At 69.1% G+C, this 16,057-nt stretch carries 11 protein-coding genes; 5 read left to right on the forward strand and 6 right to left on the reverse strand.

Going from position 1 to position 16,057, the window contains the following annotated elements; all coding sequences use genetic code 11:
- Position 1: 1 nt before the first annotated feature.
- A complete protein-coding gene (locus ACTIFF_RS04140) occupies positions 2–307 on the forward strand; it encodes a ferredoxin family protein (RefSeq protein WP_257092618.1) in 306 nt (101 codons plus the stop codon).
- 5 nt (positions 308–312) lie between these two features.
- Positions 313–1,686: an FAD-dependent oxidoreductase gene (locus tag ACTIFF_RS04145; protein WP_439535689.1), complete on the forward strand. Its 1,374-nt coding sequence runs from the start codon at positions 313–315 to the stop codon at positions 1,684–1,686.
- 168 nt (positions 1,687–1,854) lie between these two features.
- Here ACTIFF_RS04145 and ACTIFF_RS04150 read toward each other — a convergent pair whose 3' ends face one another.
- The 4 genes from ACTIFF_RS04150 to ACTIFF_RS04165 all read right to left on the reverse strand — a co-directional run bounded on the left by ACTIFF_RS04150 (position 1,855) and on the right by ACTIFF_RS04165 (position 7,595).
- A complete protein-coding gene (locus ACTIFF_RS04150; protein ID WP_439535690.1) occupies positions 1,855–2,640 on the reverse strand; it encodes an SDR family NAD(P)-dependent oxidoreductase in 786 nt (261 codons plus the stop codon).
- 1 nt (position 2,641) lies between these two features.
- Positions 2,642–5,752 carry an efflux RND transporter permease subunit gene (locus ACTIFF_RS04155; protein ID WP_439535691.1) on the reverse strand — a complete coding sequence of 1,037 codons (3,111 nt, stop codon included), beginning with the start codon at positions 5,750–5,752 and terminating at the stop codon, positions 2,642–2,644.
- Positions 5,749–6,882 (reverse strand): efflux RND transporter periplasmic adaptor subunit, encoded by a 1,134-nt coding sequence (locus ACTIFF_RS04160; RefSeq protein ID WP_439535692.1) that lies wholly within the window; start codon positions 6,880–6,882, stop codon positions 5,749–5,751. The genes ACTIFF_RS04155 and ACTIFF_RS04160 overlap by 4 nt, the downstream gene beginning before the upstream one ends.
- 80 nt (positions 6,883–6,962) lie before the next feature.
- A complete protein-coding gene (locus tag ACTIFF_RS04165; RefSeq protein ID WP_439535693.1) occupies positions 6,963–7,595 on the reverse strand; it encodes a TetR/AcrR family transcriptional regulator in 633 nt (210 codons plus the stop codon).
- A gap of 81 nt (positions 7,596–7,676) precedes the next feature.
- Between ACTIFF_RS04165 and ACTIFF_RS04170 the strand changes: the two genes are divergently transcribed.
- The gene (locus tag ACTIFF_RS04170; protein WP_439535694.1) at positions 7,677–9,182 is read left to right on the forward strand and encodes an efflux transporter outer membrane subunit; all 1,506 of its coding nucleotides are present in this window, start codon (positions 7,677–7,679) and stop codon (positions 9,180–9,182) included.
- 62 nt (positions 9,183–9,244) lie between these two features.
- Entirely contained in the window at positions 9,245–11,314 is a 2,070-nt protein-coding gene (locus tag ACTIFF_RS04175) for a sigma-54 interaction domain-containing protein (protein ID WP_439535695.1), read from the forward strand.
- A gap of 289 nt (positions 11,315–11,603) precedes the next feature.
- Here the strand turns inward: ACTIFF_RS04175 and ACTIFF_RS04180 are convergent, their stop codons facing one another.
- Together ACTIFF_RS04180 and ACTIFF_RS04185 are read right to left on the reverse strand one after the other, a co-directional pair.
- The gene (locus ACTIFF_RS04180) at positions 11,604–12,857 is read right to left on the reverse strand and encodes an Hsp70 family protein (RefSeq protein WP_257092602.1); all 1,254 of its coding nucleotides are present in this window, start codon (positions 12,855–12,857) and stop codon (positions 11,604–11,606) included.
- Between the two features lie 298 nt (positions 12,858–13,155).
- Positions 13,156–14,097: a VTT domain-containing protein gene (locus ACTIFF_RS04185; protein ID WP_439535696.1), complete on the reverse strand. Its 942-nt coding sequence runs from the start codon at positions 14,095–14,097 to the stop codon at positions 13,156–13,158.
- A 181-nt stretch (positions 14,098–14,278) separates the two neighbouring features.
- Here ACTIFF_RS04185 and ACTIFF_RS04190 point away from each other — a divergent pair, with 181 nt between their 5' ends.
- On the forward strand, positions 14,279–16,054 hold the full coding sequence (locus ACTIFF_RS04190; RefSeq protein WP_439535697.1) for a glutamine--tRNA ligase/YqeY domain fusion protein: 1,776 nt from the start codon (positions 14,279–14,281) through the stop codon (positions 16,052–16,054).
- Positions 16,055–16,057 lie beyond the last annotated feature (3 nt).

Below are 16,057 nucleotides of genomic sequence, written 5' to 3' on the forward strand. Positions count from 1 at the left end.
CATGACCCATGTCGTGACCGAAAGCTGCCGCGGCTGCCGTTTCACCGACTGCGTGACGTCCTGCCCGGTGGCCTGCTTCCATGTCAATGAGGTGCGCGTCTACATCAACCCGCAGGTGTGCATCGACTGCGGCGCGTGCATACCGGCCTGCCCGGTGCGCGCCATCGTCGAGGAATTCGACCTGCCGGAAGACCAGTTGCACTGGATGGACATCAATGCGAAGGCAGCGGAGCGCTACCCGGTGATCCGCAGCAAACTGCCGCCGCTGGACGGGGCCGACGAAAAGCGCCGCCAGCTCGGCTTCTGATCGCGATGTCCGATGACGGAAAACCGCTGCGCGTCGCCATCGTCGGCAGCGGACCGAGCGGCTTCTACGCCGCGGAGGCGCTGCTGGCGAGCGGGCTCGACGTCGAGATCGACCTGCTGGAGCGCCTGCCGGTGCCTTACGGGCTGGTGCGCTTCGGCGTGGCGCCGGATCACGCGAAGCTGAAGTCGGTCAGCGCAGTGTTCGCACAGATCGCCGCCGACCCCAAGCTGCGCTTCTTCGGCAATGTGGCGCTCGGCCGCGACGTGACCGCCGACGAGCTGGCGGCGATGTACCACGCGGTCATCGTGGCCTGCGGCGCCGGGGCGGACCGCACGCTGGGCATTCCCGGCGAAGACCTGCCGGGTGTGCATGCGGCGGGCGATTTCGTCGGCTGGTACAACGGGAGCCCGGATCACGCACATTTGTCGTTCGACCTGTCGCAGGAGGTGGCGGTGGTCATCGGCCAGGGCAATGTGGCGATCGACGTGTGCCGCATCCTCGCCCGGCCGGTCGACGAACTGCGCCGCACGGACATTGCGCAGCACGCGCTCGACGCACTGGCAGGCTCGCGCATCCGCGACATCCACCTCGTGGGGCGGCGCGGTCCGGTGCAGGCGAAATTCACACCGAAGGAGCTGCGCGAACTGGGCACCCTGCCCGGCTGGCAGCCGGTGGTCGATCCGGCGGCGCTCGAACCCGGCGAGGCCTGCCGGCGCGAACTGGCGCTGCCCGGCGTCGTGCATGCAGCGAAGAATCTGGACATCCTGCGCGGCTTCGTCGCCCGGCCGATGGAAGCCGGGCGACGTATCCACCTGCACTTCCTGCGCGCGCCGGCCGCCCTGCACGGTGACGAACGCGTGCGCAGGATCGCGCTGGCCGGGCAGCAACTGTCCGGCGAGCCGGGTGAGCAGTCGGCCGTCCCGACCGGACAGCAGTACGAACTGGACGCCGGTCTGGTGTTCCGCAGCGTGGGCTACCGCGGCACTGCGCTGCCGGGTCTGCCTTTTGATGCACGCGCCGGCGTGATCCCGAACGCCGGCGGCCGCATCGTCGATGCCGCGGGCCAGCCGCTGCCGGGCTGGTATGTCACCGGCTGGATCAAGCGCGGCCCGACCGGCGTCATCGGCACCAACCGCGCCGACAGCCTGGACACGGTGGCCGGGCTGCTGCAGGATGTGCAGGGCTTTGCCTTACCCCGACCGGGTCGGCAGGCGCTGATGGCGCTGCTCGAGAGCCGGTCGCACCGGGTCATCGATTTCGCCGCCTGGCAGGCCATCGAACGTGTCGAACAGGCGCGCGGGCAGGCGCGTGACAAGCCGGCGGAAAAGTTCGTGCGCGTCGACGACATGCTTGCAGCCGCCCACGGCGCGCCGCCGTAGCGCGCTTGGTTGGGGCGGTAATCGACGTGGGCGCGCGCGATGACGGGGTGATGTTGGGCATCGCTGCGCTCACCCCAACCTACGGGTCGTCACGCCGCCGTCGGATGCTTTTGTAGGTTGGGGTGAGCGCAGCGATGCCCAACAGCGGTCTTCATTCAGCGGCGCACTTCAGGCGAGCAGCGCCTGCATGATGCGGCGCTGCACGCTGCGCGGCGCGAGGCGTGCGGACCAGGCGGACAGCTTGTTCGCCAGCCCCGGTACCACGCCGGCGCGGCCCTGCATCAGCGCGCGGATGCCCGCTTCGGCGACCGGGCGCGGCGCCATCATCATCAGGTTCAACGTGGCCGACACATGGTGGCCTGAGCCTTTGAAGAACGCCGTCTTCGTGACGCCGGGCGACAGCACGGTGACCGTCACCCCGGCCGGCGCCAGTTCGTCGTGCAGCGCCTCGCCGAGCGCCAGCACATAGTGCTTGGTGCCCGCGTAGGCAGCGTAGAACGGCGCCGGCATGAAGCCGAGCAGGCTGGCCACCAGCAGGATGCGGCCGCGCCCGCGGCGCGCCATGTCCTGCCCGTACTGCTGCGTCAGTTCGGTCAGTGTGACCATGTTGAGCTGCAGCATCTGCGCCAGCCGCACCGTATCGGCGTCGAGCAGCGGACCGTGCAGACCGAAGCCGGCGTTGTTGATCAGCGTTTCGATGCGCAGCCCGCGCGCATCGGTGCGCCGCTTCAGCTCGGCGGCGGCGCCGGGCTGGGACAGGTCGATGCCTTCCACGACCACTTCGATGCCGTGCGTGCTGCGCAGCGCCTCGGCCAGCCGTTCCATGTCGGCGACGCCGCGCGCGGCCAGCACGAGGTTCATGCGCCGGGCGGCGAGGATGTGGGCGAATTCGACGCCCAGACCGCTGGATGCGCCGGTGATGAGGGCCCAGTTGCCGCTGTTCGATGTCTGCATTTCAGTGCTCCGTCTGCAAGCGAGGGGGACGCGAAGGGGCGTGTCCGGCGGCCGGTGCGCCGATGCGGAACCACAACGCGAACAGCGCCGGCAGGAACAGCAGCGTCAGCACGGTGCCGACCGCGGTTCCCCCGATCAAGGTATAGGCCAGCGCGCCCCAGAAGGTCGAGGTGGTCAGCGGGATGAACGCCAGGACCGCCGCCACTGCGGTCAGCAGCACCGGCCGGGCGCGCTGCACGGTGGCCTCGACGACGGCATCGTAGCGATCCAGGCCGGCGGCACTGTTGGCTTCGATCTGGCCGACCAGGATGAGCGTGTTGCGCATCAGGATGCCGGCCAGCCCGATCAGGCCGAGGATGGCGTTGAAGCCGAACGGCTGGTCGAACAGCAGCAGCGCGGGCGCCGCACCGATCAGCCCGAGCGGCGCCGTCAGGAACACCATGGTCATCGCGGAAAAGGAACGCACCTGGATCATGATGACCGTCAGCATCAGCAGCAGCATGACCGGGAACACCGCCGCCAGCGCGAGATTGGCCTTGTTGCTTTCCTCGATCGAGCCACCGGTGTCGATGCGGTAGCCGTCCGGCAGCGCGGCGCGCAGGTCGGTCAGCGCACGGTCGATGCCGGCCGACACGTCAGGCGGCTGCACGTGCTCGGCGATGTCGCCGCGCACCACGATGGTCGGGTGGCGGTCGCGCCGGTGCAGCACCGGCTCTTCCTGCCGCACCTCGGTGCGGCCGATCTGGGCCAGCGGAATGCGCCGGCCGTCGGCGGCGATCAGCGACAGGGCATCCAGCGTGGCCGGGTCGCTTCGCGGGTTTGCCTGTATCGAGCCGCCCACCCGCGCCACCACGGCCACCGAACGGATGTCTTCGCGCAGCTCCGTCACCGTCACGCCGTCGAGCAGGAACTGCAGCTGCTGTGCCGCCTCGGCCGGCGACAGGCCGATCTGGCGCAGCCGCGACTGATCGAGCACGAAGCGCAGCGTGGCGGCCGGCCCGGTATTGTCGCGGTGCACTTCGCGCATGTCCGGGTGGGCGCGCATCACCGCCTCGACGTCGGTGGCGATCGCGCGCAGCCGGTCGAGGTCGGGCCCGCTGACGCGGTAGGACACCGGGAAGGGGACCGGCGGGCCGAACAGCAATTGCGTGGCACGCACGCGCGCCTCCGGCGCGAGGCCCTCGGCGACGCGTTCGCGCAGTCGCTGCCTGAGACGGTCGCGTTCCGCGGCGCCGGCGGTCAGCACGATGATCTTGGCGAACGCCGGATCGGGCAGCTCCTGCGACAGCGAAAAGAAGAAGCGCGGCGCACCCTGCCCGATGTAGGCCGTGACGACCTTCGATTCCGGCTGCAGCCGCAGCCAGCCCTCGACCGTTTCGGTCGTGCGCTGCGTGGCGGTGATGTCGCTGCCGGACGGCAGCGTCACTTCGACGATCAATTCCGGCCGCTCGGACACCGGGAAGAACTGCTTCTTCACGACGACCATCGCCGCCACCGATGCACCGAACATGAGCAGCACGACCAGCGCCACGGTGCCCTTGCGCCGCACGCACCACGCGACCAGCGCGCGCAGCTGCCGGTAGCGCGGCGTGTCGTAGATGGCACGCGCGCCGCCGGGCACGACGGCCACGGCCGGCAGCAGCTTGACGCCCAGATAGGGCGTGAACACCACGGCGACCAGCCAGGACATCAGCAGCGAAAAGGCGACGATCCAGAAAATGTTACCGGCGTATTCGCCCGCGCTCGACGCGGCGAAGCCGACCGGCATCAGGCCGATCACCGTCACCGCGGTGCCGGACAGCATGGGCGCGGCGGTCACCGTCCACGCGTGTGCGGCCGCTTCGACGCGCGCCATGCCTTCCTGCATCTTCACGACCATCATTTCGATGGCGATGATGGCGTCGTCCACCAGCAGGCCGAGCGACAGGATGAGCGCACCCAGCGTGATGCGGTCGAATTCGCGCCCGGTCATCAGCATGGCGATGAAGACGGCCGCCAGCGTCAGCGGCACCGCCGCGGCGACGATCACGCCCTCGCGCCAGCCGAGCGACAGGAAGCTCACGCCGGTCACCACCGCCAGCGCGACGAAGAACTTCAGCATGAATTCGTCCACCGCCTGGGTGATGTTCACCGCCTGGTCGGAAATCTTCGTGAAGCTGAGCCCGAGCGGCAGTTCGGCGGCGAGGACCGCTTCTTCGGCGGCGAGTGCGCGGTCAAGCTCCAGGCCGTTCCAGCCGGGCCGCATCACCACGCCGACGATCATCGACGGCGCACCGTCGTGGCGGATCAGGAAGGTGGCCGGATCCTCGAAGCCGCGCCGGATGTCGGCGATGTCGCCCAGCCGGAAGGTGCGATCGCCGGCGCGCACCGGGGTGTCGCGCAGCGTGTCGACACCGGCGTAGGCGCCATCGAGCCGCAGGAACACGCGCGGGCCGTCGGTGCCGACCGAGCCGGCCGGCGTCACCGCGTTCTGCCGCGCCAGCGCATCGAAGATGTCGCGCGCATCGATGCCCAGCGTGGTCAGCCGCTCGTACGACAACTCGACGAACACCCGCTCCGGCCGCTCGCCGATGATGTTCACCTTGTTCACACCGGGCACGCGCAGCAGCCGCTCGCGCAGCCGCTCCGCCTCGCGCACCAGATCGCGTTGCGGCAGGTCGCGCGCCTTGAGCGCATACAGCGCGAAATTCACGTCGGAATACTCGTCGTTGATGAACGGCCCGTAGACGCCGGGCGGCAGGCGGCGCGCCTCGTCGCCAAGCTTCTTGCGCGCCTGGTAGAACTGCTCCGGCACGTCGGCCGGGCGGGTCGAATCCTTCAGCGTCAGCGTGGCGAACATCAGGCCGGGCCGGGTGAAGGTTTCCACCCGGTCGTAGCCGGCCAGTTCCTGCATGCGCTTTTCCAGCGGCTCGGCCACCAGATCCTGCATCTGCTGTGCGGTGGCACCGGGCCAGGCGGCGCTGAAGGTCATCACCTTGATGCTGAACACCGGGTCTTCGGCCCGGCCCAGCTTGAAGAAGGCAAACACGCCGGACACCGCCACCGCGATGATCAGGAACAGCGTGACCGCGCGCTCGCGCACGGCGAGCGCCGACAGGTTGAGGCGGCTCATGGCACGCGCCCCGCGGCGGCGAGGGCCGTGTCGAGGCCGCGCACCGCGCTGCCGTCACGCAGCAGATGGGCGCCGAGCGCGACGATGCGTTCACCGGCACGCAGACCGGCGGAGATCGACGCGCTGTCGTGACCCAGACCGGCCAGCGTGACCGGGCGGAAGGCGACGCGGCTGGTGTCGCCGGCCTGTTCGATCACCCACACGCCCGGGCCCTGGCCGGCGTCGTGCAGCGCGGCGATCGGTACCCGCACCCGCTCGCCCGCTGCTTCGCCCGACATGCGGTCGAGCGCAAGGGTCACCGTACTGCCGATCGGTGCCTGCGCCGCGGCGCCGTCGAGCAGGTAGCGCGCTTCGAAGGTGCGGCTGCGCGGGTCGGCTGCATCGGACAACTGGCGCAGGCGGGCCGTGAAGGGGGTGCCCGGCAGGCTGTGCAAGGTGGCGGTGGCGCCCGAGCCGACGGCCGGGCGCACCGATTCGGGCAGATTGACCAGCGCCTCGCGCGCGCCCGAGCGCGCCAGCCGCACGACCGGCTCGCCGGCGCGCACCACCTGGCCCGGTTCGACGAGGGTGTCCACCACCACGCCATCGCTGTCGGCCACCAGCAGAGCGTAGCCGGCCGCATTGCGCGCCACCTGCTGCTGCGCCAGCGCCGCGTCGAGCAGGGCCTGCGCGCTGTCGGCGCCGGCGACCGCCTGGTCGCGCACCTGGGCCGACACGGCACCCTGCTCCACCATTCCGCGCAGCCGCTGCTCGTCGGCGCGCGCCTGTACCGCGCGCGCCCGCGCCGCCTCGACCGCCGCGGCCTGCGCCGCGAGCGCCAGATCGAGGTCGGCGGCATCGAGGCGCATCAGCGGCTGGCCGCGCCGTACGGTCTCACCGGTATCGACCAGACGCTCGACCACCTTGCCGGCGACCCGGAAACCCAGATCGCCGACCACGCGCGACGTCACCACGCCGGTGTAGGACTGCGACGCCGCGCGATCCGGCTGCACGACGGCGACCGCCACGCGCGGCACACCGGTGCGCGGGTCGGGTTGTGCCGGCTGGGTGCATGCGGCAAGGGCAAGAACGAGCGGGATTGCGAAGACGACGCCGATGACGGCGGGGAGGCGAAGCGGGCGGGCATCCATGACCGGGCACTTTCGGAAAGAGAGCGCCCAGTTTCGTAACAAGTTACGAATAAGTCAACTAGTAACCTGAAAACTGTTGCTCAAGGCGAAAGGCTGCGCAGCACCAGGCTGGACACCGCCGCCGCGTTCACGGCGATCTCTTCGCGCGGCGTCTGTTCGAGCATCACCGGATGGCAGAACGGCGACGTGGTGACGAAGATGGCGCGGCACACCTCGTCGAGCGGTGTCTTGCGCTCGAATTCGCCGCGCGCGCGGCCATCGGCGACGATGCGGCACAGCGCCTGCAGGATGGCGTCCTTGTGCTGCGCCACCGAGCCCCAGCCCTCTTCGACCGCCGCAACCACGATGTCGTGCAGCCGCCGCTCGTTGAAAAACAGTTCGAAGCCCTCTTCGAAAAGCGCGCGGTAGAAGCGTCTCAGCCGATCCGCGGCAGGCGCGTCCTCGCTCGCGATGGCCATCAGCCGTTCGTCCAGCGGCTGCAGCGTCATCCTGCAGACCGCCTCGCCGATCGCCTGCTTGGACTCGAAGAAGCGATAGACGTAGGCGCTCGACACGCCGATGGCGCGCGCCAGGTCGGCCACCGTGGTCTTCTGGTAACCGTAGTGACGGAAGTGTTCGTCGGCGGCGGCGATGATCTGCTCGCGCCGTTCGTGTTCGACCGGGCCACGCTGACCGGTCGCCAAAGGGGTGTCGTGGGCTGCGATGTCATCCATGAAGTAAGGTTACAAGGTCGACCCTGCATTGACAACGAGTAACGAGTATATAAACTTGTAACTCTTTATCAGGAGTGCGCCATGCCGTCATCCCTCCGCCGCTTGCCGACCGCCGCCGTCTGGATGCTGACCGGCCTCACCCTGAGCGGCTGCGCGGTCGGCCCCGACTTCCGCCGCCCCGAACCACCGGCCGGCACGCATTTCGTGTCGGCCGGCGCCGTCGACGCGCGCAGCGCGCCGGCGGGTGCCGAAGATCCCGCGCGCTGGTGGACCGGCTTCGACGACCCGCTGCTCGACCGCATCGTCGCACGCGTGCTGGCCGACAACCTCGATCTGGCGGTCGCGGCGGCACGGCTCGAACAGGCGCGTGCGGGGCTGGCGGTGCGTACGGCCATCCAGCGCCCGTCCGGCCAGTTGGGCGCCGAGGCGGCCACCGGTCGACTTTCGATGCAGATGCCGCTGGGTCGCCTGCTCGACGCGCGCCCCGGCTTTGACCGCACGGCCGACGAATACGCGCTCAATGCGGGATCCAGCTGGGAACTGGACCTGTTCGGTGGCCTGCAGCGCGGCGAGGACGCCGCGCGCGCCGACTATCTGGCGGCCGGTGCCGGCGAGGCCGGCGCGCGACTGGCCGTCGTGGCGCAGGCGGCCGACACCTATATCTATGTGCGGGCGCTGCAGTCGCGGCTGCAGGTGCTGCACGAACAGATCGATACGCAGCGCCGTCTGGTCGGGCTGATTGCGCTGCAGGTGTCGCGCGGTCTGGCCGCCGAACTGCAGCACGATCAGGCACAGGGCGCGCTGGCGGAAGTCGAGGCCGCGCTGCCCGCACTCGAAGCCGGGCGCGATGCTGCGATGTTCGCGCTCGACGTGCTGACCGGCGATGCCCCCGGCCACTGGCGCGCAGAACTGGAACCGCCCGCTGCGCTGCCGCGTGCGCCGGCGGTCGCCACGGCGGGCGGCCCCGCCAGCCTGATCCGGCGCCGGCCCGACCTGATGGCGGCCGAATACCGGCTGGCCGCCTCGAATGCGCGCATCGGCGAAGCCATCGCCGCGTACTACCCTCGCATGGCGCTGACCGGCCTGCTGGGTTTTGCCACGGCGGGCGGCGGCAGCCTGATCGCGTCGGGCGCCGCGCAGGCACGTCTGGCCGCCGGCCTGCGCTGGCGCCTGTTCGACTTCGGACGCGTCGACGCCGAAGTGGCCGCCGCCCGCGGCGGCGAAGCCGAGGCGCTGGCGCACTACCGGCAGGCCGTGCTGCGTGCCACCGAAGAGGTCGAGAATGCCTTCACCGCGCTGGTCAAGCGCGAGGCGCAGGCGGCGACGCTGAGCACCGGCGAGGCGGCGCTGACCCGGGCACGCACGCGTGCCTTCGCGGCCTGGCAGGGCGGCGTGGTCAGTCTGGTCGAGGTGCTCGACGCCGACAGCCGGCTGCTGCGCGCGCGCGACGCGCGCATCCAGGCCGAAGCCGACGCCGCCCGGGCCGCAGTGGCATCGTTCCGCGCGCTGGGCGGCGGCTGGCAGCCGGCCGTGACCGATGACACACGGCCACGACCGGTCGCGGGCACGCCGGGCACCGAAGGGTAAGGTTGGCGCCGTCGCGCCGGTCTGATCGAGGGTCCAACGACCCGTGATGACCGATGCCCGCGATGCCCCTGCCGCCCCCGCCCATTCCCTTTCCCCTTCCGCTGTCCGAGAACGAAGCCCGCCCGGCCGACGCCAGCGTGCTGGTGAAGCCGCCTGCCCGCGGCCTGGTCATCGCCTTCATCGTCGCGACCGTGATCAGCGTGGTGCTGGCCAGCGCGGTGTATCTGCAGACGCGGGCGCTCGAACAGGCGTCGGAAAGACTGTTCACGATGCGCCTGCCCGCGCTGGAGGCGATCTCGAGCCTGCGCGGACCGATCGCGGCACAGCAAGCCATCCTGTATCGCTACTACGCCAGCCGCGACGTGAATGAATTCCGGCAGCGGTACCGCAGCAATCACGCCATGCTGGTGACCCATCTGGACAAGCTGGACAACGCGCTCGACGACCAGGACGCGACGATCTGCCGCATCGGCCTGGGCGAAGTGCAGAGCCTGGCGGAACAACTCGAAAGCGCGCTGTCCAGCCCGCGCCCGAACGATGGCGCAGCCATGGCACTGCTGTCGCAGGTCGGCCTGCACGCCGATCAGATGGGGGGTGAGCTGGCCAGCATCGTCGACGACATCCGCCGCGAATTCAGCGCCAGCGTCGAGGAAACTCACGCGGCGACGCGCTTCATCGCCTTCATCGTCTATGGCTACTCGGGTTTCCTGCTGCTGCTCGGCACGCTGGTGGCGTTCAACCTGAAGCGCTATTTCGACGCCAGCAGCCATCAGCGCACGATCGCGCTGTTTCCCGAGCGCAACCCATCGGCCGTGCTGCGGCTGGACAGCACCGGTGTGGTCACCTACGCCAACCCGGGTGCTCGGGACCTGCTGGCGGGCGTCGGTCACGCCGGCGGCGAGCCGCTGCGGCTGTTGCCGGACGATCTCGCCGAGCGGCTGCGCGCGCTGCGCGAGGCCACTCCGCCGTCGGCCGACTGGGAATACCCGGTGGGCGGCCGCGTCCTGCACTGCAAGGCGCACTACATCGAACAGGATCAGGTATTCCACGCCTACCCGGTGGACGTGACCGCGCAACGCGACGCCGAACGCGCGTTGAACGATGCGCTGGGTCAAGTCAGCGAACTGGGCAAGCGTCTGGCCGACGAGAACGTCTACCTGAAGGCGGAAATGCTGACCGCGACACCGTCATCGGACATCGTCGGCCAGAGCCCGAAGCTGAACGAGGTGCTGGCGCGCATCGACCAGGTCGCCGGCACGTCGGCCACCGTGCTCATCCTCGGCGAAAGCGGCGTCGGCAAGGAAGCGCTGGCACGCGCACTGCACGACCGCAGCGACCGCAGGGACAAGCCCTTCATCAAGCTCAACTGCGCGGCCATCCCGTCGAATCTGGTCGAAAGCGAACTGTTCGGCCACGAGAAAGGCGCCTTCACCGGCGCCGCGACACGCCGTCTCGGCCGCTTCGAACTGGCCGACGGCGGCACGCTGTTCCTCGACGAAATCGGCGAGCTGCCACCGGACACCCAGGCCAAGCTGCTGCGCGTGCTGCAGGAACACGAATTCGAGCGCGTCGGCGGGCAGACCACGGTCAAGGTCGACGTGCGCATCGTCGTCGCCACCCACCGCGACCTCAAGGCGATGGTGAAGGACGGCAGCTTCCGCGCCGACCTGTACTACCGCATCAATGTGTTCCCGGTCGAGCTGCCGCCGCTGCGCCAGCGACGCGAAGACATTCCGGCGCTGGTCGCGCACTTCCTGAAGAAATTCTCGACCGACCATGGCAAGGCGATCGACGGCGTGTCGGCACGTGCGCTGGAGCGGCTGCAGGCCTACGACTGGCCGGGCAACATCCGCGAGCTGCAGAACGTGATCGAGCGCGCCACCATCGTGTGCCGCGGCAGCGTGCTCGACGTGCCCCCGCTGGGCGACAACACGGGTCCGCCAACTGCGACCCCGGCCACCGCCCTCGACCTCGAATCGGTCGAGCGCCGCCACATCACCCAGGTGCTGGGCGACCGCAACTGGGTCATCGAAGGCAAATCCGGCGCCGCCGCCACGCTGGGCCTGGCTGCCGGCACGCTGCGCTCGCGCATGAAAAAGCTCGGCATCGAACGGCCACGGTCAGGTGGGTGAGCCGACGGCTTGCTGCGGGCGTGCCGGGTGTTGTCGTGCTGCGGTGGGGCTGGGTGTGAGCGGCGATCCACTGCTGGCCCTGCATGGCCAGCCGGCTCTGCGGGCGGCGAGCAGTGCTCGCCGAAACCCCCGCTCCGCCCTCGCCGCGATACGGACTTCGCATCGCGGCCATCGCTGCACTGATCGCGACGGGGACGTCGCTCCCACAGCCCTGCGTTTGCGGCCTCGCCGTGATTCCGGGGACGCGGCCACAGCCATGCTGCCCGGCAACTCGCCCCGCAACGGTGAATCAACCGTAGCGCTGCCTCGCCACGACGGCCAGGCCACAGCCGACGCTGCCATACAGGTCGCCCTCGACCGGGCGTGCTTTCGGGAAGCGCCGGGACAGCGCATCACGCAGCACCGGCACGGCACTCGAGCCGCCGGTGAAGAACAGCGTGTCGAGCGTATCCGCCCGCACACCGGCGTGATCCAGGCAGCGCTGCGCGGCGGCGCACACGCGTTCGATCTCGGCGGCGATGGCGGCTTCGAACTGCGGACGCGTCAGCGTCACCGCCAGGCCGGCTTCGGCCACATCGAGATCGAGCTCGCAGGCGAGCGCCTGCGACAGTTCGATCTTCGCCGCTTCCGAACGCATGGCGATGCGGTGGCCGCTGCGCTCGCGCACCACGCGCAGCAGGCGGTCGAAGCGCTTCGTGTCGACCACGTCGAGCCGCATGTCCTGCAGGCTGGCCAGCACGGCGCGCGGATAGGCGAGATGGATGGTGTGCCAGGTGGCCAGCTGGAAATAGGTAGTGTTGGGCAGGATGGCGCCGCTGGCCAGCAGACCACCCATGCCCAGCTCGGGCATGACGCAGGCGAGCGAGAGCCGCTTGTCGAAATCGGTGCCGCCGATATGCACGCCGCTGGTGCCCAGCAGGTCGGCGCTGCGGTCGGTCGCGTTGCGCCGCTCGGGCGACAGGCGGACCAGGGAAAAGTCGGACGTGCCGCCGCCGATGTCGACCACCAGCACCAGCGATTCCCGCTCGACGGTCTGTTCGAACGCATGCGCCGCGGCGATCGGCTCGAACTGGAAACTGACATCACGGAAGCCCAGTCCGCGCACGATCTGCGCCAGCGTGTCTTCGGCCAGCTGGTCGGCTTCGGGGTCATCGTCGACGAAATACACCGGCCGGCCGATGACCACCTGGTCGAAGCCGCAGCGCGCCGCGGTTTCGGCGCGCTTGCGGATTTCGGCGAGAAAGCCGCCGATCAGGTCGCGGAACGCGAGGTGACGGCCGCCCACATCGGTGCCGGTGTCCATCAGGCCGCTGCCGAGCAGGCTTTTCATCGAGCGCATCAGCCGTCCCTCGTAGCCTTCGAGGTATTCGTTGAGCGCCGCGCGGCCGAATGACATCGTGTCTTCGTCGAGATTGAAGAACACGGCCGACGGCAGCGTCAGCCGACCCGCTTCCAGCGGCAACAGACGGGCGACCGCACCGTCGTGCACCGCGGCGGTGGAGTTGGAGGTACCGAAATCGATGCCGCAGGCGGTCAGGCTCATGATGCGTTCAACCTGAAAACCTCATTTGATCGACGCCATGGGCAGGGTTGGCGGGGTGTACGGCAAGGCGCGAGGACGCGGCAGGATGCTCCCTGCAAGGACGAGCAACGCAGCCGGGCACCCCGCCGGCCGTGCACAGGGCGGCGAAGCGCGCTCACCCGGAGGGCGAAGGCCGGGCGAAAGCAGGAAAGTTGCAAAGTCACTGTCTTCCATCGATGTTTCAAGCGATCAACTGAGGTGTTCAGGTTCAGTGCATGGACAACAAGGGCGCGCAGCCTACGGCGCTGCGCATGCCGGGTCAAACGCCGGCGGCCGGCTCGATCGCCTCCAGCCGGTAGCCGGCCGCCTTCCAGCCGTCGATGCCGCCGAGCAGCGGACGCGCGTCGGCGATGCCGGCCGCGCGCAGCTTCAAGGTGGCACGCACCGCCGACACGTCGTTCGGGCACGCGCAATACACGATGACCGGCCGGTCGCGCGGCAGCCGGTGCGCCTCGGCATCGATCCGTTCGAGCGCGATCTGCAGCGCGCCGGGAATGCGCACCGGTTCGGCGTCGGTGATCAGCCCCGAGCGCACGTCGATCACCGTCACGTCGACGCCGCTGTCGAGCATGTCCAGCAGGTCGGCGGGCGCCAGCCTGACCGCGCGCAGCGCCTTCATCGCGCGCTGGCGGTCGAACCAGCGATACCCGATGTACAACGCGAGCAGCGTGCCGACCACCGCGGCCGCCACCGAACCCAGGCCGGCCAGATAGTCGAGCACGGCGCCGATCTGTTCGTGGAACACCAGCCCGATGGCCAGCGCGGCACCGGCCCACAGCACGGCACCGGCCGTATTGAACAGCATGAAGGCGCCCGGCCGCATGCCCAGGGCACCGGCCAGCGGCGGCGCCAGCGTGGACAGGCCGGGCACGAACTTGGCGATCACCAGCGTCGCCAGACCGTAACGGGTGAAGGTCGATTCGCTGGTGCGCACGCAGGTGTCGGGCGAGAGCGAAATGCGGCACAGCAGCTTCAGCACGCGATGGCCGTGCCGGCGGCCGGCGACGTACCAGGCCAGATCACCCAGCGTTGACGCAAGTACCGCCACCAGCAGGGCGATCACCCCGTAGATCGGGTCGTCGGCCACGCGCGCGCCGGCCAGCATGACCAGCGGCATGGCCGGAATCGGCACCCCGAGCTGCTCCGCCAGCACCACGGCAAACAACAGCCACAGGCCGTACTGGGCCAGCAACTCACTCACTTGGGTCTCCTGCGCACTTCGGTCTCCTGCCCATTTCCGCCTCCCGTTCTCTTGCTGCATCGCGGCATTCACGATGACACAAACCACCCATATCGGCTTCCTTCATCGATGTTTGGGGCGAATGTCCGGATTGCGAGCGGATAGAATCCGGGCTGAAACTCACTTACCGCACCATCTGCCCATGTCAGAAAACAACGCTGTCACCCATGTCTCCAATTTTCTTCGTGCGGTGATCGAAAGGGATATGGCCGCCGGCACCTACGCCAGCCGCCGCTGGGCGCGCAGCCCGGGCGATGCCGCGCACCACGCCGCAGGCGAGCCTGACCCGGCGAAGATCCGGACCCGCTTTCCGCCCGAGCCGAACGGCTACCTGCACATCGGCCACGCCAAGTCGATTTGCCTGAATTTCGGTCTGGCACGTGATTACGACGGCGTGTGCCACATGCGCTTCGACGACACCAATCCGGAAAAGGAAAGCGTCGAATACGTCGAGTCGATCAAGGATTCGGTGCAGTGGCTGGGCTTCGGCTGGGACGCCTTCGGGGCCTCTCACCTGTATTTCGCCAGCGACTACTTCGACTTCATGTACCGCGCCGCGGAATACCTGATCGAAGCGGGCCACGCCTACATCGATGAGCAGACACCGGACGAAATGCGCGCCAGTCGCGGCACGTTGACCGAGCCGGGCAAGGCGTCGCCCTGGCGCGACCGGCCGCGCGAGGAATCGCTGGCGCTGTTCCGCGCCATGCGCGACGGCCAGCACGCCGACGGCGCCATGGTGCTGCGCGCGAAGATCGACATGGCCAGTCCCAACATCAATCTGCGCGACCCGGCCATCTACCGGATCAAGCGCGCGCATCACCACAACACGGGCGACACCTGGTGCATCTATCCGATGTACACCTACGCCCACCCGCTGGAAGACGCGCTTGAAGGCATCACCCACTCGATCTGCACGCTCGAATTCGAAGACCAGAGGCCGTTCTACGACTGGGTGCTGGAGCGCCTCGCGGAAGGGGGTCTGCTCGCGCACCCGCTGCCGAAGCAGTACGAATTCGCCCGCCTGAACCTGACCTATGTGGTGACCAGCAAGCGCAAGCTGATGCAGCTGGTAACGGAAGGCCACGTCAGCGGCTGGGACGACCCGCGCATGCCCACCCTCGTCGGCCTGCGCCGGCGCGGCTACACACCGGAGGCGATACAGCTGTTCGCCGAGCGCATCGGCGTGTCGAAGGCCGATTCGTGGATCGACTATGCGACGCTGGAAGGCGCACTGCGCGACGACCTCGACGGTCGCGCCGCGCGGGCGATGGTGGTGCTCGATCCATTGAAACTCAAGCTCAGCAACTGGGACGCGCTGTTCGCCGGTCGCGAAACCGAAACCTGCTCGGCGCCGGTAAATCCGCACCACCCCGAACTCGGCCAGCGCAGCTTCATGCTGTCGCGCGAAGTCTGGATCGAGCGTGAAGACTTCATGGAGGTGGCCCCCAAGGGCTACCACCGCCTGTTCCCGGGCAACCGTACGCGGCTGAAGTACGGCTACGTCATCGAATGCACCGGCTGCGAAAAGGACGCCGACGGCCGCATCACCGCCGTGCTTGCGACCCTCGTGCCGGACACGAAAAGCGGCACCCCGGGTGCCGACAGCGTGAAGGTGAAAGGCGTCATCACCTGGGTCGGTGCCATGGACGGTGTGGCGGCCGAAATCCGGCTGTACGACCGGTTGTTCACCGAAGCCCATCCGGACGCTGGCGGCCGCGACTTCCTGACCGTGATGAACGCCGATTCGGTGAAATCGGTGCAGGCCATCGTCGAACCCGGGCTGGCAGCGGCCGCGCCCGATGACCGCTTCCAGTTCGAACGCCATGGCTACTTCGTTGCCGACCGCAAGGATTCGGCGCCGGGCCGTCCGGTCTTCAACCGGGCGGTGACGCTGAAGGACAGCTGGAGCAGATAGCGC

Source organism: Methyloversatilis sp., assembly GCF_051861465.1.
Classification (GTDB): Bacteria; Pseudomonadota; Gammaproteobacteria; order Burkholderiales; family Rhodocyclaceae; genus Methyloversatilis.

What these genes read in the sequence shown, in the direction of transcription:
- ACTIFF_RS04170 (WP_439535694.1), top strand. Translation starts at nt 7,677, where the DNA reads ATGCCGTCATCCCTCCGCCGCTTGCCGACCGCCGCCGTCTGGATGCTG.
- ACTIFF_RS04190 (WP_439535697.1), top strand. Translation starts at nt 14,279, where the DNA reads ATGTCAGAAAACAACGCTGTCACCCATGTCTCCAATTTTCTTCGTGCG.
- ACTIFF_RS04150 (WP_439535690.1), bottom strand. Translation starts at nt 2,640, where the DNA reads ATGCAGACATCGAACAGCGGCAACTGGGCCCTCATCACCGGCGCATCC.
- ACTIFF_RS04160 (WP_439535692.1), bottom strand. Translation starts at nt 6,882, where the DNA reads ATGGATGCCCGCCCGCTTCGCCTCCCCGCCGTCATCGGCGTCGTCTTC.
- ACTIFF_RS04175 (WP_439535695.1), top strand. Translation starts at nt 9,245, where the DNA reads ATGCCCCTGCCGCCCCCGCCCATTCCCTTTCCCCTTCCGCTGTCCGAG.
- ACTIFF_RS04140 (WP_257092618.1), top strand. Translation starts at nt 2, where the DNA reads ATGACCCATGTCGTGACCGAAAGCTGCCGCGGCTGCCGTTTCACCGAC.
- ACTIFF_RS04180 (WP_257092602.1), bottom strand. Translation starts at nt 12,857, where the DNA reads ATGAGCCTGACCGCCTGCGGCATCGATTTCGGTACCTCCAACTCCACC.
- ACTIFF_RS04145 (WP_439535689.1), top strand. Translation starts at nt 313, where the DNA reads ATGTCCGATGACGGAAAACCGCTGCGCGTCGCCATCGTCGGCAGCGGA.
- ACTIFF_RS04165 (WP_439535693.1), bottom strand. Translation starts at nt 7,595, where the DNA reads ATGGATGACATCGCAGCCCACGACACCCCTTTGGCGACCGGTCAGCGT.
- ACTIFF_RS04155 (WP_439535691.1), bottom strand. Translation starts at nt 5,752, where the DNA reads ATGAGCCGCCTCAACCTGTCGGCGCTCGCCGTGCGCGAGCGCGCGGTC.